Raw genomic sequence first — 21,729 nt, 5'->3', positions numbered from 1 at the left:
ACATAAATGGATGTTTTGAGAATAAACCGGCCTATTTTTGGGATGCGTGGTAAATCCGGAAGGCCTTGGAGTGGGGGCAAAGGAAATCGCCCTGCAACCTATTCCGATGCAATCGGAAACGGCCTGGGGGATGCGGGCCAAGGACTGCTTGGATTTCAAGTATCCCAAAATCAGCCTAGCCTTTTTGGATACTTTTTCGGCGACGGAAAAAGTATCGTACACTTAACTTTTATTTGGTTAACATGTCCAATTCCTACCCTCCCCGTTCCGCGACAGCGGAACACCCCTCCCTACTCCTGGAGGGAACCTTTTTTGGTAAAAATTTTGAGAAAGCGACCTGTTTTAGAAGGCAAAATAAATCAAGTAGGCTATGGCCTTGACGAAAAATATACCTAAAAATCTTATGCATAAGAAAATTATGTATATTGGGACCAGTAAATTGATTTAATACGGCATTATGGGGAATTCAAAATTATATAAAGGAAGTCTGAACACTATTATTCTAAAGTTGTTGGAGGAGAAAGGAAAGATGTATGGCTATGAAATTACACAGAAGGTGAAGGAACTCACCAAAGGGGAATTGAATATCACTGAGGGGGCCTTATATCCAGCCTTGCATAAGTTGGAAGCCGAAGGCCTCCTGGATGTGGAAGTGGCTAAAGTGGATAATAGGCTTCGAAAATACTATAAACTAACAGAGCAAGGTGAAAAGGAAACGGTTAACAGATTGGCCGAATTGGAAGATTTTATACGAAGTATGCAGCAACTGGTTAATCCGAAATGGAGTATTCAATAAAATGAGACTTATGAAACTTACCCAAAACCAAATTGAAGAGCTATTTAAATTTACTAGAGCCCATTCTGTGGAATACTATGATTTACAACTGGAATTGGTAGATCATTTAGCCAACGGTATTGAAAAGCAATGGGAAGAGAAACCCGGTCTTACTTTTGAAGAAGCTAAAAACCTTGAGTTCAAAAAGTTTGGAGTTTTTGGCTTTCAGGAAGTTGTAAAACAGCGCAGAAAGGCCATGTCAAAAAGATACAGAGGTATTATCTGGCGTCATTTTAAGGAGTGGTGGTCTCTTCCCAAGATAATAGCGACCCTGACCTTTGTTATAGGCATATTTACTATGCTCAAAATGCTTCCTCCGGGTGAATTAAAAAAAGGTATTATTTCGGGAGTATTTATAGGCTTTTCCTTTGTAATACTATTTAGAACGTTTAAATTGAAAAAACGCATGGAAGGTACTTGGCGTAAATGGATGCTCCAAGAGATAATATACGAACAAGGTTTGCTTTCGAGTTTATTTTTAATCCCAATGAATTTTTGGAATCTAACATGGACCAACAACTTTATGGATAACCTGTATTTTCAATCGGCATTGTCTTTATTAATTGTAAGTATGGGGCTTTTGCTCAAAATTTGTGGATATGTCATTCCATCAAAAGCAGATGAAATATTGGCAGAAACCTATCCAGAATATAAAATTTCTTAGTTTTTGTAACATTTTCCATTTTTGGTTTACTTATGGACCAAACAACAACATCCAACCCTTATGTTTAAACGATTTGCTTCCCTGCAATGGAAATCCTTTTTTAGGTCTGCCAACTTTGGTAAGAGCCTAGCGGTAAAAATAATCATGGGTTTCTTTGGGGTGTACATGCTCGTAGTACTAGCCGCCATGGGTGCCGGTATCTATTTCATCTTACGAAAGGCCGTACCGGACCAAAGTCCTATGTGGACCTTGAGCCAGTACCTAATTTATTGGGTATTGATCGAGTTATTCTTGCGGTATTTTATGCAGAAGTTACCGGTAATGGACATTAAACCGTTTTTGACAACTCCGGTCAAAAAAAGTTCCATTGCCCATTATATTTTGGGTCGGTCTGCGGCATCCGTATATAACCTATTGGCACTTTTTTTCTTTATCCCATTATGTATTGTGCTCTTGGTCCAAGGTTATGCGGCACTCAATGTGTTGCTTTGGCTGATTTCCATGATGGCCATTGTCCTGGCCATTAATTACCTGAACCTGCTGATCAATAAAAGCAATGTTGCTTTGAGTATCCTGGCCGCTATCCTAGTTGTTTCTTATGCCTTGGATTATTTCGGGATTTTTTCTGTGAAGGAGGTGTTTGGCCCTATTTTCCACGCCTTGTATGCCTATCCAATAACCGTTCTGGTACCGTTGGCCCTAATGGTCGTCATGTACTATATCAACTTCAACTATTTAAACGACAAGATTTATTTGGATGCCAAGCTCAAGGCCAAAAAGGCGCAAGCCAATACCAGCGATTTGGCTTGGACGAAACGCTTTGGTGATCTGGGTACCTTTTTGCAATTGGATCTTAAAATGATTTGGCGGAACAAACGAACAAAATCCCAGGTTTGGATATCCTTGCTGTTCGTATTTTATGGGCTTATTTTCTACACTCAGGAAATTTATGCCAACATGATGCCCATGAAAGCCTTTTTGGGTGTATTTATGACCGGTATTTTCCTAAGTAACTTCGGACAGTTTATACCCGCATGGGACAGTAGTTACTATAGTATGATGATGTCCCAAAATATTCCGCTGCGAAAGTACTTGGAGTCAAAGGCATTGTTGATTTCGGTCAGTGTGATTTTTATGTTCCTGCTTACCATACCTTATGTCTATTTTGGGTGGGAGACCTTGGCCATCAACTTTGGGTGCGCCATGTATAATTTGGGAGTAAATATCCCCGTCATTTTATTTTTTGGATCGTTCAATAAAAAAAGAATCGAACTGGATCAGAGTCCGTTCGGGAACATGCAGGGCACTAGTGCCAATCAGTTTTTGATCATGATTCCCGTGCTTATCGTTCCTATACTCATATTCAGTCTTTTCTATTACCTCTTTTCGGTAATGGCAGGGGTAATCGTCCTGTGTGTTTTAGGGCTTATTGGATTGGTCTTAAAGAATACTTTGATGAACACGGTCACGGAGCAGTATCGGAAAAAGAAATATGGCATGATTGCCGGATTTAAGGAAAAAAACAGCTAGTATTTTAGACACTAGACACTAGACACTAGACACTAGACACTAGACACTAGACACTAGACACTAGACACTAGACACTAGACGCTAGACGCTAGACGCTAGACGTTGGATGTGAAACCTGAAACTTGAAACAAAAAAACCCATGATAACAGTACAAAATTTAAGCAAGAAATACGGAAGTCAGACCGTTTTGAATATAGAATCTTTGGAAATTCCAACCGGGCAAAGCTTTGGTTTGGTGGGAAACAACGGAGCCGGTAAAACCACCTTTTTTAGTTTGTTGTTGGATTTGATCCAGCCGAGTTCCGGTCATATTGAAAACAATGGCATTCAGGTGAATACCAGCGAAGAATGGAAACCCATCACTGCTTCCTTTATTGACGAAACGTTTTTGATAGGCTATTTGACACCGGAAGAGTACTTCTATTTTATTGGTGATTTACGCGGACAGAACAAAGCCGATGTGGATGCACTTTTGGCGCATTTTTCCGACTTTTTCCATGGGGAGATTTTGGGGCAGAAGAAATACTTACGAGATCTTTCCAAGGGTAACCAAAAAAAGGCGGGCATTGTCGCCTCCTTTATTGGAAATCCAAAGGTGGTGATATTGGATGAACCTTTTGCCAATTTGGATCCAACTACGCAGATCCGTTTGAAGGGCATCATCAAGGACTTGGCGGCCAAGGAGGACGTTACGGTCTTGGTGTCCAGCCATGATTTGATCCACGTAACTGAGGTTTGTGAGCGCATTGTGGTGTTGAACAAAGGCCAAGTGGTCAAAGACATCCAAACCTCTACCGAAACCTTAAGGGAATTGGAAGCGTTTTTTGCTGGATGAAGCATCCATGACAGATTTTCAAAAAACAACGGAATGATCATATGTTTGCTATGTGACCCTTGAAAATTAATTAAGATAAGCACATGAAAAGAGCACTATTAATTGTTTTTGGTATTTTGACTGCTATTACATTGGTGATAGTTGGATTAGGTACTTGGTTCTATTTTTCTTATGAAGAAGAGATTATACCGGAAGCTGTAAATGCTCAAATAAAAAGTGATTCTTTAGTTCCAAAGGATGTAAAGACTAAAATGTATGAAGCCGCAAAAAATGCACCCAATAAGACGCAGTTTTCATTAGCACTTATTTCTTCGGATAGCGTTCAATTTTACGGAGTGGAACGCAGAAATGACAGTATTTTTACTGCCGAGAATAATACTAAGGCTTTTGAAATTGGCTCTATCACAAAAGTTTTTACATCCACGCTTTTGGCGAACGCAGTTGTAGATGGTAGAATTGAGCTGGAAGATGAAATAAATGAATTTTATGATTTTCAATTCAATAAAAATCAAATTATTACATTCAAATCTCTAGCAAACCACACTTCTGGACTACCCAAACTGCATTCTAATTTACATACCATACTAAGACCTTTTGACCCATATAAGGATTTTGATTCAAATGATTTACAAGAATATTTAAAGGAAGACATGAAGTTATCCGAAACCAAAGATTTTGAATACTCCAATATTGGGGCGGCTCTTTTGGCAAATGCTATGGAAAAAGTATATCAGGAAAATTATACTTCATTATTGAAACGATTTATTTTTGATAGATATGGGATGAATCACAGTTTTACGGATCATAAAAATCTGAATATCGATTTAGTGCTTCCAACTGGAGATTTTGGTATATGGAATTTTGATGCCTATGCTGGGGCCGGTGCGATTATATCCACAACCGAAGATTTGGCAACCTTTGTGCTTGCAAACTTCGAGCCATCAAATGAAGAACTTAAATTAGCTCAAGAACCTACCTTTAGCGTAAAAGATAATCAACAAATCGGTCTTTCATGGCATATTAATGAGGAGGGCAAGAATTTTTGGCATTGTCATAATGGAGCCACAGGTGGTTATATTTCTAATTTGATGATGGATGTAGTAAACAAGAAAGCCATTGTATTGCTTTCTAATCTTTCCTTTTTTGAGGATAGGGGAAATTCAATAGTATTGGACAATCTTTCAAGAGATTTGTTAAACGCACTTTATTAATTGCGGAAGAAAGGCCAAGTGGTCAAGGACATCAAAACCTCTACAGAAACCTTAAGGGAATTGGAGGCGTTTTTTGCGGGATAATCTAAACCTGTCAAGTTTAAAGAGTAAAACCGACGCTTCAGTCGGTTTTTTGTTTTAATCCATTTTCTATCCTTGGAACAGATATCGATATTGTTCCAAAAAGCATCGGCAAAGGGCCTATTTTCCTTTTAAAATCGGCATAAAAACCAAGGAAACAAACCGGATAGTATGTAAATTATCGGCCCTTGAAATTGATATCGGTCCATAATCTCCAAAACAAAGGGGTCTTTTGTCGATGAAGCGTATAATAATATGGATGTTTTTCAGTTATGCATACATACGTAGACCGTCTATTTTGAACTACAGAAACAAACTTTTTTTATCGCTTATTCTAGGAACCGTACTCTTCAATGCCTGTTCCACGAAAAAGGATGCCTTTATCAATCGAAACTGGCACGCCTTAAACACCAAGTACAATACCTTGTACAACGGTAATATCGCTTTTGAAGAGGGTAGGGCCACGTTGAACGATTCCTACAAGGACGATTATTGGGAAATACTGCCCATAGAGCGTTTGGAGGTATCGGGAGAGGTTAAGCTGGATTCAGAGGACAACAACCCCAACTTCATTATTGCCGAGGAAAAGGCGACCAAGGCCATCCAGAAGCACAGTATGGACATTAAGGACGAGGAACGCAATCCGCAGACCGATGAAGCCTTTTTGTTGTTGGGCAAGGCCCGCTATTTTGATGAGCGCTATATCCCTGCTTTGGAGTCCTTCAATTATATCCTCAACAAATACACGGAAAGCAATAAGCTCAACGAAGCCAGTATTTGGAGGGAGAAGGTAAATATCCGGTTGGAAAACGAGGAGCTGGCCATCAAGAACCTAAAGCGGTTGATGAAGTTTGAGACCTTAAAGGATCAGGAATATGCAGATGCTCGGGCCATGTTGGCGCAGGCCTACATCAACCTGAACGCGCCGGATACTGCCATTCAGCAATTGAAAGTCGCATCCTACTACACCAAAAAGAATCCAGAGAAAGGCCGGTATTATTACATCATCGGGCAATTGTACAATCAGTTGGGCTTTAAGGACAGTGCCAATTACGCTTTTGATAAGGTGATCGACCTCAATAGAAAATCGCCCAGGGTGTATATGATCAATGCCGAAATCCAAAAAATAAGGAATACGGCCATCACCACAGAAAATCAGGAGGAAATGCTGGAGTACCTGACGGAATTGGAGGAAAACAGGGAAAACAGGCCCTTCCTGGACAAAATTTATAGGCAAATTGCCGAATTCCATTTGGAACAGGGTTCGGATAGTCTGGCGTTGTCCTATTTCAACAAATCGCTCCGGGCTACGCAGAACGAGCCAAAACTGAACGCTCTCAACTATGAGAATTTGGCAGAATATAATTTCGACGAAAATCAGTACAAAAATGCCGGGGCCTATTATGATAGTGTGCTTGTGAATTTGGATGAAAACACCAAAAAGTACCGTACCATCAAAAAGAAATTGGACAACCTTGAGGACGTGATAAAATATGAGGATATTGTTCAGTTCACGGATAGTGTCATAACCATTTACGAAATGCCCATAGACGACCGGATCGCTTATTTTGAAAAGCATATAGCCGATTTACAAGCGGCCCAGGAAGCGGCGCAGAAAAAGGAACGGGACAAGTTGACTGACGGTTTTGCGGCCTTCGCCAAATCCAAGGGAGGCAAGGAAAACCAAGGTAAATTCTACTTTTACAATATTACCAGCCTGGGATACGGACAGAACGATTTTAAGAACCGATGGGGCAATAGGGAACTGGCCGATGACTGGCGCTGGTCAAACAAAGCGGTTTCCAATATTTCGGAAGCTACGGGTGAGGTTATAGCGGCAAACGTTGACCCAGATGCTGCGGTTACGGAGGATGAAAAATTCTCGTTGGACTTTTATATGGACGGGGTTCCCAAGGAGGAAACCGTAATAGATAGCCTTAAAACGGAACGAAATTTTGCCAATTATCAGTTAGGGCTAATCTATAAGGAAAAGTTCAATGAAAACCTTTTGGCGGCAGAAAAGCTTGAAAGTGTGCTGGCGTCCAATCCGGAAGAGCGTTTGATCCTTCCCTCCAAATACAATCTGTATAAAATTTACGAGGCGGAAAACAGTCCGTTGATGGCCTCCATGAAGGCTGATATCATTGCCAACCATGGGGATTCCCGCTACGCGGAAATCCTGTTGAACCCACAGGCCGTCCTTGCCGATGATAGTGACAGTCCCGAAAAAAGATACCAACTCCTTTTCAAGAAATTTCAGGACCAGGAGTTTTTACAGGTCATTACCGGTTCAGAGGAAAATATAAATCGGTTTACCGGCGACCCCATAGTGCCCAAGTTCGAAATGCTGAAGGCCAATGCCATTGGTAGATTGCAGGGATTTGAGGAGTTCAAGGAAGCCCTCAATTATGTGGCACTTACCTATCCAAACAGTCCCGAAGGCAAAAAGGCGGAACAGATGGTCGCAGAGCAACTACCTAAATTAGAACCAACGGAATTTTCTCCTGAAACGGGCTCCACGGGAACATCGAACTGGAAAGTGGTCTTTCCATTCAAGAGGAGTAATAATGAAAAGGCGTTAAAATTGATGGAGCTTTTGGAAAAGTCCATCGTGGATTTAAAATATAAGAACATCGTATCCAAGGACATCTATAATCTGGAAGACCAATTTGTGGTGGTCCACGGCTTTAAATCCAAGGATTTTGCATTAGGCTATTCGGAACTTTTAAAAAACAATAAGGATTACCGGGTGGCTGATGAGAATTTCGTAATTTTATCGGACAACTATAAAATAATACAGGTACACAAGAACTTAGAAGCATACAGAAATACTACTTTAACCCCAAAACCTTGAACAATGTTTTCAGACAAACAAAAACCTAGAACTATGAGCGAAATAGGAGGACAACCAAACAGAATTGAAAAGAATACGAAAATAAAAGGGGATATTATCTCCGAAGCGGATTTCCGGATTGACGGTAAGCTGGACGGCAATGTGAAGACATCCGGTAAGGTGGTCATTGGAAAGGATGGCTATATCCATGGCAAGGTGGAGTGCGTAAATGCCGATATAGAAGGCAGTTTTAACGGGGAACTTTTGGTATCCGACCTGCTATCCCTAAAGTCTTCCGCAGTCATAGAAGGAACGGTATCCGTTTCCAAATTGGCGGTTGAACCTGGGGCTACATTCAATGCATCCTGTACCATGGGCGGTGGAAAAGCCGGTGCTAGCAATTCTGGAGGTTTTAAACCTTCCATGAACACTAAAAATGAGCCAGCAAAAGCCTCGTAACGATTCCAATTTATTGCGCACCGCAGCAAGTCTTTCTGGGATTGCTATACAAATGGGTGCAACTATATATTTGGGGAATTTATTGGGCGCTTGGCTGGATGAAAAATTTCAAAAAACCTTTTTAGAGGACACCATTACATTACTTGCCGTATTTTTGTCCATATATCTGGTCATTAAAAAGGTGATGTCCTTAAACAAACCTTAAACAAATAGGTAGAATTGTTCAAAAAGATACTTTTATATGCGATCGTGTTCACAATAGTGGGCACGATTTCTTTTTTGGGCCAAACGTTTTTGATGGACCTGGAAACTGACTTTTTACAGTTGTTGGAACAGTCCTATATATTCCATTTTTTCTTCTCTTTACTGTTGGTAATTGCCTTTCAAATCCTTTCAAAAAATCAAAAAGTCTTTGAACAATTGGGTTTTTTGTATATCGGGATGTTAGTTTTCAAGATTGTGGTTTTTACCACTATGTTCTTTCCGCAACTCATGGGAGATCAACCACTTCCCCATTTTTACAGGGCTATGATGCTACTTCCTATTTTTATATTCTTGACTTTGGAAGTCATTTTTGTTTCAAAAATCATGCGCAAAAAATAAGGTCGAATTTTAAGCCTTTAAAATTCTTTGTATTACATCTAGATTGACTACTTTTGCGCAAATTTTCAGAAGCATAATTTTTGATAAAGAAATAATGAAGGAAGTTTCCAAAGTGATAAGAAATCTGGTATTGTTTACGGCAATAGTAAGTTCACTCCAAAGTTTTGCGTTCTCCGAAGGTCAAGATGAAGGTGCTGTTGACACGAAAGAGGAAGTATCTGAATATATAAATCACCACATCAAGGACTCCCACGACTTCCATTTGTTCTCCTATACAAACGCTGAAGGCGAAAGAAAACATGTGGGTTTCCCTCTTCCCGTAATCGTTTGGTCCAGTAATGGTTTGGCTACTTTTATGTCCTCTGAATTTCATCACGATGACAATGGCGAGGTAATCGTGGAAAAAAACGGTTCCAAATTTGTAAAACTGCACAGTAAAATTTACGAGTTGGAAGCTGGTGCCACATCGGTAAACCTGGATGAGAGCCATCACGCGACCAATGCACACAAGGTGTTGGATTTTTCCATAACAAAAAGTGTTGTTGGAATTCTATTGGTTGGATTGTTCATGTTGTGGGCCTTCTCCTCTTTGGCCAGACAGTATAAAAACAAAAGCGTACCCACAGGTTTTGGCCGTGTATTGGAACCTTTGGTCATTTATGTTAGGGACGAAATCGCCAAACCGAATATCGGCGAGAAAAAATACAGACAATTTACAGGGTATCTTTTGACCGTATTCTTTTTTATATGGATACTGAACCTATTAGGACTTACACCTTTCGGATTCAATGTTACGGGACAGTTGGCCGTTACTGCCGCTTTGGCCATACTTACATTGATTATTTACACGTTTAGCGGAAACAAGGACTATTGGATGCACATGTTGTGGATGCCTGGGGTTCCTGTGTTGATTAGACCGGTTCTGGCCATTATCGAATTGGCAGGTGCTTTTTTGATCAAACCATTTTCATTGTTAGTCCGATTGTTCGCCAACATTTCTGCCGGGCACATTGTGGTAATGAGCTTGATTGCCATCATGTTTACCCTTAAGGATAGTTTGGGAGTGGCGGGAGCTACCGGACTTTCATTGATACTGTCGTTTTTCATAACCCTTATCGAGGTATTGGTCGCCTTTTTACAGGCCTATATTTTTACGATGCTTTCAGCATTGTTCATTGGGATGGCGGTGGCCGAACATGACCATGAACACCATCACGATGCCGAAGGTCATGAAATTCCGGACGAAGAAGATGTGAGGGCAGATTTTATTTAAGAGTGTTTTTAATTTAATATATAAATCAGTTTACTATGTACAATTTAATTGGAGCAGGTTTGATCGTAATTGGAGCAGGTATTGGACTTGGTCAGATTGGTGGTAAGGCAATGGAAGGTATTGCCCGTCAACCAGAAGCGACCGGTAAAATCCAAACTGCGATGATCATCATCGCTGCACTTTTGGAAGGTTTGGCATTCGGTGCCTTGTTCTTAGGAAAATAAGAACGTTAAGCCAAGAAAGCATTTTCCTGCAACGGTTGGTTGCAGGAAGTGTTTTTTTAATCATTGATTCGTATTAAAATTCAAAAATAAATGGAAACATTAATAAACGATTTTTCGCCAGGTCTATTTATAGTACAGACCATTTTATTGTTAGGGCTAATATTCCTATTGGTGAAATTTGCATGGAAACCTATTCTAAATTCCTTAAATGAAAGGGAAACCGGTATCCAAGAAGCATTGGCCGCTGCAGAAAGAGCCAAGGCGGAGATGCAAAACCTGCAAGCAGATAATGACAGAATGTTACAGGAGGCCCGTGCTGAGCGTGAGGCTATGTTGAAGGAGGCCCGTGAAATTAAGGATAAAATGATCGCGGATTCCAAGGAGCAGGCGAAGATAGAGGGTGATAAAATGATCAAGCAGGCACAGGCTACGATAGAGAGTGAAAAGAAGGCCGCCGTTGCGGAAATAAAGAGTCAGGTTGCGGAGCTATCTGTTTCCATTGCCGAAAAAGTTATCAAGGAGGAATTGTCCGGAAAGGATAAACAATTGAAGCTAGTTGAAAAAATGCTAGGCGATATCAAATTGAACTAAACGATGAGTAATTCCAGAGCGGCAATACGATACGCCAAGGCTATTTTGGGTTTGGCCATAGATAATAAAGCGACCGATGCTGTTGAAAAGGACATGCGCAATGTAGTTGGTACCATATCCGAAAGTAAGGATCTTAGGGATATGCTTTCAAATCCAGTAATTTCTGGATCGGCAAAGAAGGATGTACTTAAAGCCGTTTTTAAAGACGGACATGCCATTTCTGAAGGGTTGATGACAATGTTGATAGACAATAAGCGTATTTCAATTTTAAATGAAGTGGCCCTAAAATACATTATTCTTAATGAGGATTTAAAAGGAAAGGGTGTGGCTTATGTAACCACGGCCGTTCCCATGACGGATTCCTTGGAAAAGCAAGTGTTAAAGAAGGTTACCTCCATTACAGGTAATGAGGTGACCATTGAGAACAAAATCGATGAAAGCATTATTGGTGGTTTTATCTTGAGGGTAGGGGATTTGCAGTATGATGCAAGTGTATCCAATAAATTGAACAATTTAAGAAGAGAATTTACAAACAGTCTATAATTAAATTTCATAATTGAAATTTACCCTGAGCTAAGTCAAAGGGATTATCTTAAACAGGAACAAAAATGGCAGGAGTAAAAGCCGCAGAAGTATCGGCAATTTTAAAGAAACAATTATCAGGATTTGATGCAACCGCTACTTTGGACGAAGTAGGAACTGTATTGCAAGTAGGTGATGGTATTGCCAGGGTCTACGGTTTGGCAAATGCCCAATACGGTGAGCTAGTAGAATTTGAAGGCGGCTTGGAAGGCATCGTCTTGAACTTGGAAGAGGACAATGTAGGTGTTGTATTGTTGGGACCATCCAAAGCAGTAGGTGAAGGAGCCACGGTTAAGAGAACACAACGTATCGCCTCCATTAAAGTTGGGGAAGGCATTGTGGGCCGCGTTGTGGATACCTTGGGTAACCCGATCGATGGCAAAGGACCTATAACTGGTGAAACCTATGAAATGCCCTTGGAACGTAAGGCACCAGGCGTTATCTATAGAGAGCCTGTAACCGAGCCGATGCAATCCGGTATCAAGGCCATCGACGCCATGATTCCAGTGGGTAGGGGTCAGCGTGAGTTGGTTATTGGCGACCGTCAGACTGGTAAGACTACAGTTTGTATCGATACTATTTTGAACCAGAAGGAATTTTACGATGCGGGAGAACCAGTCTATTGTATCTATGTCGCCGTAGGTCAAAAAGCCTCTACCGTTGCTGCGATTGCTCAAACATTGGAAGATAAAGGTGCCATGTCGTATACTACGATTGTTGCTGCCAATGCATCAGACCCTGCTCCAATGCAGGTATATGCTCCATTTGCCGGGGCATCCATCGGTGAATATTTTAGGGATACCGGTCGTCCTGCTTTGATTATCTATGATGATTTGTCCAAGCAAGCCGTTGCGTATCGTGAGGTTTCCTTGTTGTTGAGAAGACCACCGGGACGTGAGGCGTATCCAGGGGACGTTTTCTACCTACACTCCAGATTGTTAGAGCGTGCCGCGAAGATTATCAATGACGATAGTATCGCAAAGAACATGAACGATTTACCGGAGGTATTGAAACCGATGGTAAAGGGAGGCGGATCCTTGACCGCTTTACCTATTATCGAAACACAGGCAGGTGACGTATCCGCCTATATTCCAACGAACGTAATTTCTATTACGGATGGTCAGATATTCTTGGAGCAAGATTTGTTCAACCAAGGGGTTAGACCGGCAATCAACGTAGGTATATCCGTATCCCGTGTGGGTGGTAACGCACAGATCAAATCCATGAAAAAGGTAGCTGGTACGTTGAAGTTGGACCAAGCCCAGTTCCGTGAATTGGAGGCGTTTGCCAAGTTCGGTTCCGATTTGGATGCGGCTACCTTGAACGTAATCGAAAAAGGACGTAGGAACGTTGAGATATTGAAGCAAGCCCAGAACGACCCTTTTACCGTTGAAGATCAGATCGCTATCATCTACGCCGGTTCCAAGAACTTGCTACGCGATGTTCCCGTTGATAAGGTAAAGGAGTTTGAGCGTGACTATTTGGAGTTCTTGAACGCCAAGCATAGGGACGTATTGGATACCTTAAAAGCAGGTAAACTGACCGATGAGGTTACGGATACGCTTGCAACGGTATGTAAAGAGCTTTCAGCGAAATATAAGAAGTAAATTAAGAATGCTGAAGGGTGAGTAAATACGAATTTTGGTTGCAATAGTCAAAAACTCATAACTCTTAATTCAGAATTTAGAACTTTAAGGAATGGCCAATTTAAAGGAAATACGTAACAGGATTACATCGGTTTCTTCAACTATGCAGATTACCAGTGCCATGAAAATGGTATCTGCGGCAAAGTTGAAAAAGGCCCAGGATGCGATTACCGCCATGAGACCCTATGCGGATAAGCTTACTGAGCTTCTGCAGAATCTTAGCGCAAGCTTGGAAGGTGATTCTGGTAGTGTATATGCAAGCAACAGAACCGTTAATAAGGTTTTGGTGGTTGCCATTACTTCAAATCGTGGTCTTTGTGGTGCGTTCAATACAAACATCCTAAAGCAAAGTACCCATCTTTTGGAAAACGTTTATGGAGGTAAGCAGGTCGATTTCATGGCCATTGGGAAAAAGGCAAATGATTACCTTAAGAAACGATCTAATGTCATTTCAAATCAAAGCGGAGTTTTCGATGATCTCACCTTTGACAATGTTGCTGAAATCGCAGAAGCTTTGATGGAGAAGTTTGCCAAAGGGGAATATGATCGTATTGATATCGTATATAACAAATTCAAAAATGCGGCTACCCAGTTGGTCATGACGGAACAATTCTTACCGATTATTCCTGCGGAAGGTGAGGAAGGAAGTAATTCCGACTATATGTTCGAGCCTTCCAAAGCCGAAATCGTGGAGCAATTGATTCCTAAATCGCTCAAAACACAGTTATACAAGGCGATAAGGGATTCCTTTGCCAGTGAGCATGGGGCACGAATGACGGCCATGCACAAAGCAACGGACAACGCTAAGGAATTGCGGGATCAATTGAAATTGACGTATAACAAAGCAAGACAAGCGGCCATTACCAATGAAATCCTAGAGATTGTAGGAGGAGCCGAGGCTTTGAACAACTAATTAGACATATCAAGTATATTTAAAACCCCTTCGGAAACGTAGGGGTTTTTTTAATAAAATGAAGACTAATTTTTCCGACTTTTGTTCCTTCTATGAAATCAAGAAAATCGGCCTTACTTTTTATTTTCGTCACCATTTTGGTCGATGTCATAGGAATTGGCATCATTCTGCCCATTATCCCCGACCTAATTATGGAACTGACCGGTGAGGGGACGGCCATGGCCGTCATCTACGGAATGTGGTTGACTACGGCATTCGCAGGGATGCAATTTTTGTTCTCACCCGTTTTAGGGGAGATTTCGGATAAGTTTGGAAGGCGCCCTATTCTTTTACTGGCATTGCTGGGTTTAAGTATCGATTACCTGATCCATGCCTGGGCACCAAGTATTATCTGGTTGTTCTTGGGAAGATTTTTGGCCGGTATTACCGGTGCTAGTTTTACGGTGGCATCGGCCTATATTGCCGATGTCAGTACCAAGGAAAACAAGGCAAAGAACTTTGGATTGATCGGTGCCGCTTTTGGTCTGGGTTTTATCATTGGTCCGGGCGTGGGCGGTTTTTTCGGGGAAATCGACATCCGCCTACCCTTTTACATCGCCGCGGGACTGACCTTTGCGAATTTCCTGTTCGGATTGTTTTTCGTGCCTGAATCTTTAACACCGGAATATAGAAGGGCTATCAACCTTACAAAAATGATTCCAGGGGTGTCCTTGTTAGCCCTCCGGAAATACAAGGGGGTGCTTCTACTTATTTTTGCTTTTTTTCTGGCGAATTTGGCCGGTCAGGCCCTACCCTCCACATGGTCTTACTACGGAATTGAGCGTTATAATTGGAGCCCTAAGGAGATAGGGGTGTCGTTAATGGTAGTAGGGCTATTAGTGGCCATCGTTCAAGGAGTATTGGTAGGTGTCTTGGTCAAGAAGTTTGGAAAGCGATTTGTGGTCACGGTCGGTTTTTTACTTTGGACCGTTGGCATGTTCTTATTTTCCCTGGCTTCGGAACCATGGATGTTATATGCCTTTTTGATTCCCTATGCCCTAGGTGGGGTTGCCGGTCCAACGGTACAGGGAATCATTTCCAACCAAGTTTCCGAAAAGGAACAGGGAAACCTCCAAGGTTCCATCACAGGTCTTGTGAGCATTACCGCAATTTTGGGTCAGTTGGTTTTCTCGCCGGTATTCTACTTTTTTATACGTCCCGGCGGAGGTATCTACTATCCTGGTGCGCCCTATACATTAGCCGCCTTTTTCTTGTTGTTGGCGTTTTTAATGGCATTTATTGCCATGAAACGACTGGAACTCTCTGATGAGCAGGCCCCGGTTCAAGTTGAGGATTGAACAAATGTGTTGATTGGGGGGAAATCCAACTTTGTATAACGAAGGTAAATAGGTACATTTAACACTTCAATCTAAGTTGCTTGAATCCGCTTAAAAAACTTTTTAAACAAACGGCGATTTATGGCTTGGCAACCGTGCTCCCGCGGATGTTGTCCTTCCTTTTGGTACCCATTTATACCTCGGTCATGTCACCGGGAACGTATGGAGAAGTGACCCTTATTTTTACTTGGTTTGCCATCTTCAATATTTTCTTGGCCTATGGTATGGAAACGGCTTTTTTTAGGTTTTATAAGGACTCGGAGAACAAAAAAAAGGTAGTAAGCACTTCCTTACTTTCCCTGGGGGTGTCCTCGTTTATTTTTCTGCTGATAGGTCTTTTGTTTAAATCCGCCTTGGCAACGGCACTGAACATTGAGCCTAGGTATATGAATTTTGTCCTGAGTATACTGGTTTTGGACGCACTGGTCATTGTTCCTTTTGCCTGGTTACGCGCAAATGAGAAACCTATGCGGTATGCTATTGTAAAAACTATAAACGTGGCTTTAAACTTGGGTTTAAATCTATTTTTTCTGATACTTCTCCCATCATTGGCGGCAGAAAGTGGGGAAGGAGTGTTCAACAAGTTGTTTGTTCCGGATTTTGAGATTTCGTACATATTGATATCCAATGTTATCGCCAGTGCGGCCACCCTTTTGTTGATGCTGAAAATCTACTTGAGAAGACCCTATGTCTTCGATATGGATTTATGGAAGAGGATGATTGCCTATGCCATGCCGGTAATGATAGCTGGTATCGCTTTTACCATAAATGAAGTTTTCGACAAGTATTTGTTGTCCGAATTACTCCCGCCTGATATCGCCAAAAGTGAGATGGGCAAATATGCGGCATGTTATAAATTGGCTTTGTTCATGACCTTGTTCGCCACTGCTTTTAGAATGGGCATAGAACCTTTTTTCTTTAGCCATTCCGATACCAAAAACCCACAAAAGGCTTATGCCCAGATTACCAACTACTTTGTCGTGCTTGGGAGTATCATTCTTTTGGCCGTAGTGGTTTTTGCCGATGTATTAAAGCAATTGTTCGTCTTGGATAGTTCCTATTGGGACGCCATGTCGGTCGTTCCCATTATAATTTTGGCCAGTTTTTTCTTAGGAATCTACCACAATCTTTCAGTGTGGTACAAGGTAACCGATAGGACAAAGTTTGGTGCCTACATTTCAATGATAGGGGCCGTTCTCACCATTATTATTAATGTAGTCTTGATACAATATTTCAGTTATGTGGCCTCTGCCATTGCCACCTTGGTGGCCTATGGTACCATGATGTTATTATCCTTCTATTTTGGTCGGATGTACTATCCCATCCCTTATAATTTTAGAAAAATTATATTTTACTTAGGAATATCCATACTGTTTTCCATCATTTCCTTCTATATCTTTGAAAGAAATTTATTTGTGGGGATTCCATTATTACTGATTTTCTTAGGATTGGTCTATAAATTGGAAATCGATAATTTGAAGAAGGTATTTGTTAAATGAAAATATAAGTAGGTAGAAATGAAGATTAGGATCATTAATAAATCGAATCACGAATTGCCCCACTATGAAACGGAGGCCTCGGCCGGAATGGACCTTCGGGCCAATATTGACCAGCCTATTACCCTTAGACCATTGGAAAGGGCCATTATAAAAACAGGGCTTTTTATGGAGCTGCCCATTGGCTACGAGGCTCAGGTGCGTCCTAGAAGCGGCTTGGCGGCTAAAAAGGGAATTACGGTCTTAAATGCTCCTGGCACGATTGATGCGGATTATAGGGGAGAGGTAGGCGTAATTCTGGTAAACCTTTCTAACACAGAATTTACCATTGAAAACGGGGAACGTATTGCCCAGATGGTGATAGCCAAGCATGAACGTGCAGAATGGGAACCGGTTGAAGAACTTTCTGAAACCCTTAGAGGAGCCGGGGGTTTTGGCAGTACAGGAGTAAAATAGAGCTACGAATGAAACGAGCATTAAAAAATTTTAAAAATTTCTTCATAGAAGGGAATGTTTAATCCCGATAACTATCGGGATAATGAGAGAACGAGTTCAGCGAGTGGTTGTCCCGATAGCCATCGGGATTCTTAATTTTATAATTCATTTATTATCAATTAATTACTAAAATTTAAACGTTTGAAAAAATCAGTCCCAATGCTACTATTTGTTTTAGGAGCAACTATTGCCCCGGGGATTGTTTTGTCTCAAGAAGAAGGTCCCATCACCGAGGAAGAGAGTGCGGAGGTATCTTTTGAGGATTTTTCCGATGAGTTTCAGGAAAGTTTTTTTGAAGGCCTAAAACAACAGGGTATCCAAAATTACGATAAGGCCATAAATGCTTTTTTAAAGTGCAAGAACTTGGAACCCGAAAAGGAGGTGGTTTCCTTTGAACTTGCCAAATCCTATTTGTTGGACAAGCAGTATATCAATGCCCAGGAATATGCGCAGGAAGCCGTTTTGGAGGACCCAGAAAACTACTGGTATGCAAACACCTTGGCAGAAACCTTGCAGGCCCAAAACATAACGGTTAGCACCATTAAGAACCAGATTCCATGGAATAATCGGGAATTAAAATCGAACCTGGCAACTATTTATTACGAACTAGGAAACTATCAAGAGGCGAAGAACATATTGATGGAATTGGAGAAAACGGCAAAAACCGATTACCTTCAATCCAAAATAAACGATTCCATTGCAAAGCAACGGAATATAACGAACAAGGTTGGCATATCTGAAAACAAGAGCATTGATGCCGATGATTTGAGCGGGTATCAGGATAGAATACAGAATTTATTGGACAACACCGGTGAGGGAGAATCACTTCTAATCCTAACCGAGGAGGCTCTTGAAAAGTATCCCCTACAGCCTTTTTTGTACTATGCGAATGGAGTCGCCCTTAAAATGGGCAACACTCCCAAGGAGGCAAAGGAAGCCTTGGAGACGGCCTTGGATTATCTTATTGACGACCCGGTATTGGAGAATAAAATCTATAAGGAGCTTTCAGAGGTGTACGGTGCCATGGGGAATACGGAAAAGGCAAACGAATATTTGAACAAGGTGAAACCCGGCTTTTAATGATGCAATTGAGTTTACGAACATATTTAAGAATGGCTACGGTATGTAGTTTCGCGCTTTTTGTCTTTTCCTGTAAAAGTGCCAAGGTAATTTCCGATGGTTCCATGGACGATAGGCTTTCGGCAAAAGCGGTTGTGAAGGCCCACTACCAAAATAAGTTGGAATTCAGGACCCTTACGGGAAGGGTCAAAATCGATTATTCCGATGGGGAGGATGAACAAAGCGTATCCGTAAGTCTACGGATGGAAAAGGACAGGGGTATTTGGATCAGCGCTCCTTTGGGAATCGTAAAAGCGTATATCACTCCGGATAGGGTTTCGTTTTACAACAAAATGGACAATGAATATTTTGACGGGGATTTCTCCTATTTGAGCAAGCTTTTGGGAACCGAGGTGGATTACTCCATCCTTCAGAACATGTTGTTAGGGCAAGCCCTTTTTGACTTAAGAAATGATAAATATGACCTTTCAATAGGTAAGGAGAACTATCGATTGACCCCAAAAACGGCCGGTGTGCTTTACAAAACCCTCTTCCAAATAGAGCCTAAGAACTTTAAGATGGACCTACAGCAATTGTCGCAGCCTCAGAAAAAGCGCTTGTTGGAAATCAAATATGAAAACTACCAACTTGTAGGTAAGGAAGCCATACCCAATGAAGTTTCTATTCTGGCTATAGAAGAAAACAACGAGAACAGGATTCTGTTGGAATACAGAAACATAGAGCTGAATAGGTCGGTGAACTTTCCATATAATATACCGAAAGGTTTTAAAGAAATCGTATTGGAGTAACATGATAGAAGCAAGGCAATATAGCTATATCTTTTTTCTTCTTTTTCTGTTGGGAGCTCCACGTGCATGGTCGCAAACTAGTGAGCAAAAGGCCTTGGAGGAAAAGAGGGAACAGCTTCAAAATGAAATCCGGGAAATTAACCGATTGTTGTTGTCCGAAAAAAAGGAAAGGGGCACGGTGCTAGATCAGATGGAGGCCCTTGACAAAAAAATTACGGTCCGTCAACAACTTATTAGGGTTACCAATCAGCAAGCAAATCTGTTGAACAGGCAGATAAACACCAATATCCGAAATATCAGTAAGCTTAAAGGTGAACTTCAGGAGATCAAGGATGAATATGCCAAAATGATCCAAAAATCCTATCAGAACAAATCAAAGCAGAACCGATTGATGTTCCTCTTATCCTCAGAGAGCTTTTATCAGGCCTTCAAAAGGCTTCAATACATGAAGCAGTACACAGACTACAGAAAGGAGCAGGGAGCGCAGATTTTAGCCAAAACGGAGGAGTTGACGCGTTTGAACATGGATCTTAACGAAGAACGTAAGGTGAAAGAGGTGTTATTGGCCCAGAACACCAAGGCCAAAGACCAATTGTTTGCGGAGATACAGGAGCAGAAGGCGCTATTGGGAACCATCCGGCAAAACGAAAGTAAATATGCCAAGGCTATTGACGAAAAGAAGCGGGAGGCACGCAAAATAGACCAACAGATAGAGAATCTCATACGGTCCGCTATTGCCGCTTCTAATAAAGAAGCGGGTAAAACCACGACCAGTACCAGTAAATTTGTATTGACCCCTGAGGCGACCATAGTGGCCAACAATTTTTCGGCGAATAAAGGAAAATTGATTTGGCCCGTGGAGAAGGGCATTAAAAGTCAGGGTTTTGGTATATATAATGATGCCGTGTACCCCGGAATAAAGCACCAAAGCAACGGGGTCATCATTGCCACAGATCCGGGGTCCAAGGCACGGGCCATTTTTGAAGGCGAGGTCATCGCCATTTTGGCGGTGCCGGGGGGTAACAAAGGAGTTCAGGTGAAACACGGTAATTTTATTAGTACCTACTATAATTTAGCGGAACTCTATGTAAAAAAGGGAGATAAAGTGAAGATCAAGGATGAATTGGGAACAATTTATACCAATCGGTCCAATGGCCAAACCCGACTAAAATTTTATCTGTACCAAGATACGGATAGATTGAATCCAGAGGAATGGGTGTATCGATTGTGAGTGGTTAATTGTTAGTGAAAAATGAAAAATGAAAAATGAAAAATGAAAAATGAAAAATAACCTTTACATTACCAACAACTCCTGCCCTGAGCGGAGCCGAAGGGAACAATCAACAAATTAAACATATGAAAATTACGGACATTTCAGGAGGGTTTAAATTGCGAAACGGGGTTTTTATGCCTTATTTAGGTTTGGGAACCTACCAAGCCGATAACGACCAAGAGGTGATAGATTCCGTAAAGGATGCCTTGGAATTGGGATATAGACATATTGATACGGCATCGGTGTATAAGAATGAAGAAGGAGTAGGCCGGGGAATTAAGGAAAGTCCCGTAGCCCGTGAGGACATTTTTTTGGTATCGAAGGTTTGGAACAGTGAACAGGGCTATAACACTACCTTGCAATCTTTCGAGGATAGCGTCAACCGCCTGCAGGTGGATTATCTCGACCTTTTTCTGGTGCACTGGCCCGTTCAGGGGAAATACAAGGATACTTGGAGGGCTTTGGAGTATTTATACGAAACTGAAAAGGTTAGGGCGATTGGGGTCAGTAACTTTTTACGGCATCACTTGGATGACTTATTAACTGACTGCAATATTGTACCTATGGTGAATCAAATGGAGTTTCACCCGTATTTGGTGCAGCAGGACCTTTTGGATTTTTGCAGTGAAAATACCATTCAGTATGAAGCTTGGTCACCATTTATGCAAGGAAAACTATTCCAATTGGATTTTTATAAGGAATTGACAGAAAAGTACAACAAATCGGCTGCCCAAATCATCCTGCGATGGAACCTACAGAAAGGGGTTGTCACCATTCCAAAATCGGTACATAAAAACCGCATCGCCTCCAATGCGGATATTTTTGACTTTGAACTTTCTAAGGAGGATATGGCCTATTTAGATGGTATGGACAGGGATGAGCGCAGCGGTCCGCATCCGGACCATTTTGATTTTTAGATATTTGTTTTGATATATAATTGA

23 protein-coding genes are annotated in these 21,729 nt (G+C 41.4%); all 23 read left to right on the top strand.

The features are described 5' to 3' along the window. Positions 1–37 precede the first annotated feature (37 nt). The 23 genes from DZC72_RS05255 to DZC72_RS05145 all read left to right on the top strand — a co-directional run bounded on the left by DZC72_RS05255 (position 38) and on the right by DZC72_RS05145 (position 21,705). Positions 38–226 carry a hypothetical protein gene (locus DZC72_RS05255; RefSeq protein ID WP_125221815.1) on the top strand — a complete coding sequence of 63 codons (189 nt, stop codon included), beginning with the start codon at positions 38–40 and terminating at the stop codon, positions 224–226. A 231-nt stretch (positions 227–457) separates the two neighbouring features. Further along, positions 458–796, top strand: coding sequence for a PadR family transcriptional regulator (locus DZC72_RS05250; RefSeq protein ID WP_125221814.1), 339 nt, complete (start codon positions 458–460; stop codon positions 794–796). A 10-nt stretch (positions 797–806) separates the two neighbouring features. Continuing rightward, entirely contained in the window at positions 807–1,499 is a 693-nt protein-coding gene (locus DZC72_RS05245; protein WP_125221813.1) for a hypothetical protein, read from the top strand. 60 nt (positions 1,500–1,559) lie between these two features. Beyond that, positions 1,560–3,029 (top strand): DUF5687 family protein, encoded by a 1,470-nt coding sequence (locus tag DZC72_RS05240; protein ID WP_125221812.1) that lies wholly within the window; start codon positions 1,560–1,562, stop codon positions 3,027–3,029. Positions 3,030–3,168: 139 nt separating this feature from the next. Next, on the top strand, positions 3,169–3,864 hold the full coding sequence (locus tag DZC72_RS05235) for an ABC transporter ATP-binding protein (RefSeq protein ID WP_125221811.1): 696 nt from the start codon (positions 3,169–3,171) through the stop codon (positions 3,862–3,864). An 83-nt stretch (positions 3,865–3,947) separates the two neighbouring features. After that, positions 3,948–5,075: a serine hydrolase domain-containing protein gene (locus DZC72_RS05230; RefSeq protein WP_125221810.1), complete on the top strand. Its 1,128-nt coding sequence runs from the start codon at positions 3,948–3,950 to the stop codon at positions 5,073–5,075. Between the two features lie 340 nt (positions 5,076–5,415). Next, positions 5,416–8,010 carry a type IX secretion system periplasmic lipoprotein PorW/SprE gene (gene porW / locus DZC72_RS05225; protein ID WP_449405348.1) on the top strand — a complete coding sequence of 865 codons (2,595 nt, stop codon included), beginning with the start codon at positions 5,416–5,418 and terminating at the stop codon, positions 8,008–8,010. Positions 8,011–8,013: 3 nt separating this feature from the next. Further along, entirely contained in the window at positions 8,014–8,448 is a 435-nt protein-coding gene (locus DZC72_RS05220; RefSeq protein ID WP_125221809.1) for a bactofilin family protein, read from the top strand. After that, positions 8,426–8,653, top strand: coding sequence for an AtpZ/AtpI family protein (locus tag DZC72_RS05215; protein ID WP_125221808.1), 228 nt, complete (start codon positions 8,426–8,428; stop codon positions 8,651–8,653). Before DZC72_RS05220 ends, DZC72_RS05215 begins: the two co-directional genes overlap by 23 nt. A gap of 14 nt (positions 8,654–8,667) precedes the next feature. Continuing rightward, entirely contained in the window at positions 8,668–9,051 is a 384-nt protein-coding gene (locus DZC72_RS05210; protein WP_125221807.1) for a DUF6168 family protein, read from the top strand. Positions 9,052–9,145: 94 nt separating this feature from the next. Beyond that, complete coding sequence (gene atpB, locus DZC72_RS05205) at positions 9,146–10,324, top strand: F0F1 ATP synthase subunit A (RefSeq protein ID WP_125221806.1); 1,179 nt, start codon at positions 9,146–9,148, stop codon at positions 10,322–10,324. 35 nt (positions 10,325–10,359) lie between these two features. Next, a complete protein-coding gene (gene atpE / locus DZC72_RS05200) occupies positions 10,360–10,548 on the top strand; it encodes an ATP synthase F0 subunit C (RefSeq protein WP_013993139.1) in 189 nt (62 codons plus the stop codon). A gap of 90 nt (positions 10,549–10,638) precedes the next feature. Then, entirely contained in the window at positions 10,639–11,139 is a 501-nt protein-coding gene (locus DZC72_RS05195) for a F0F1 ATP synthase subunit B (protein WP_125221805.1), read from the top strand. A 3-nt stretch (positions 11,140–11,142) separates the two neighbouring features. Beyond that, a complete protein-coding gene (gene atpH, locus DZC72_RS05190; protein WP_125221804.1) occupies positions 11,143–11,682 on the top strand; it encodes an ATP synthase F1 subunit delta in 540 nt (179 codons plus the stop codon). A gap of 65 nt (positions 11,683–11,747) precedes the next feature. Next, positions 11,748–13,328: a F0F1 ATP synthase subunit alpha gene (atpA, locus tag DZC72_RS05185; protein WP_125221803.1), complete on the top strand. Its 1,581-nt coding sequence runs from the start codon at positions 11,748–11,750 to the stop codon at positions 13,326–13,328. 91 nt (positions 13,329–13,419) lie between these two features. After that, positions 13,420–14,280 (top strand): ATP synthase F1 subunit gamma, encoded by an 861-nt coding sequence (gene atpG, locus DZC72_RS05180; protein ID WP_125221802.1) that lies wholly within the window; start codon positions 13,420–13,422, stop codon positions 14,278–14,280. Between the two features lie 92 nt (positions 14,281–14,372). Next, a complete protein-coding gene (locus DZC72_RS05175; protein ID WP_125221801.1) occupies positions 14,373–15,617 on the top strand; it encodes a TCR/Tet family MFS transporter in 1,245 nt (414 codons plus the stop codon). Between the two features lie 80 nt (positions 15,618–15,697). Then, a complete protein-coding gene (locus DZC72_RS05170; protein ID WP_125221800.1) occupies positions 15,698–17,155 on the top strand; it encodes a lipopolysaccharide biosynthesis protein in 1,458 nt (485 codons plus the stop codon). A gap of 18 nt (positions 17,156–17,173) precedes the next feature. Continuing rightward, positions 17,174–17,608 (top strand): dUTP diphosphatase, encoded by a 435-nt coding sequence (gene dut / locus DZC72_RS05165; RefSeq protein ID WP_125221799.1) that lies wholly within the window; start codon positions 17,174–17,176, stop codon positions 17,606–17,608. Between the two features lie 198 nt (positions 17,609–17,806). After that, positions 17,807–18,727 carry a tetratricopeptide repeat protein gene (locus tag DZC72_RS05160; protein WP_125221798.1) on the top strand — a complete coding sequence of 307 codons (921 nt, stop codon included), beginning with the start codon at positions 17,807–17,809 and terminating at the stop codon, positions 18,725–18,727. A 32-nt stretch (positions 18,728–18,759) separates the two neighbouring features. Then, complete coding sequence (locus tag DZC72_RS05155) at positions 18,760–19,515, top strand: DUF4292 domain-containing protein (protein ID WP_243641645.1); 756 nt, start codon at positions 18,760–18,762, stop codon at positions 19,513–19,515. Position 19,516: 1 nt separating this feature from the next. After that, positions 19,517–20,746 (top strand): murein hydrolase activator EnvC family protein, encoded by a 1,230-nt coding sequence (locus DZC72_RS05150; RefSeq protein ID WP_125221797.1) that lies wholly within the window; start codon positions 19,517–19,519, stop codon positions 20,744–20,746. A 125-nt stretch (positions 20,747–20,871) separates the two neighbouring features. Beyond that, positions 20,872–21,705, top strand: coding sequence for an aldo/keto reductase (locus tag DZC72_RS05145; RefSeq protein ID WP_125221796.1), 834 nt, complete (start codon positions 20,872–20,874; stop codon positions 21,703–21,705). Positions 21,706–21,729 lie beyond the last annotated feature (24 nt).

The sequence above is a fragment of the Maribacter algicola genome (assembly GCF_003933245.1).
Lineage (GTDB): Bacteria > Bacteroidota > Bacteroidia > Flavobacteriales > Flavobacteriaceae > Maribacter > Maribacter algicola.
The sequence above is the reverse complement of the archived record's forward strand: the minus strand, read 5'-3'. Positions and strand labels throughout refer to the sequence as shown.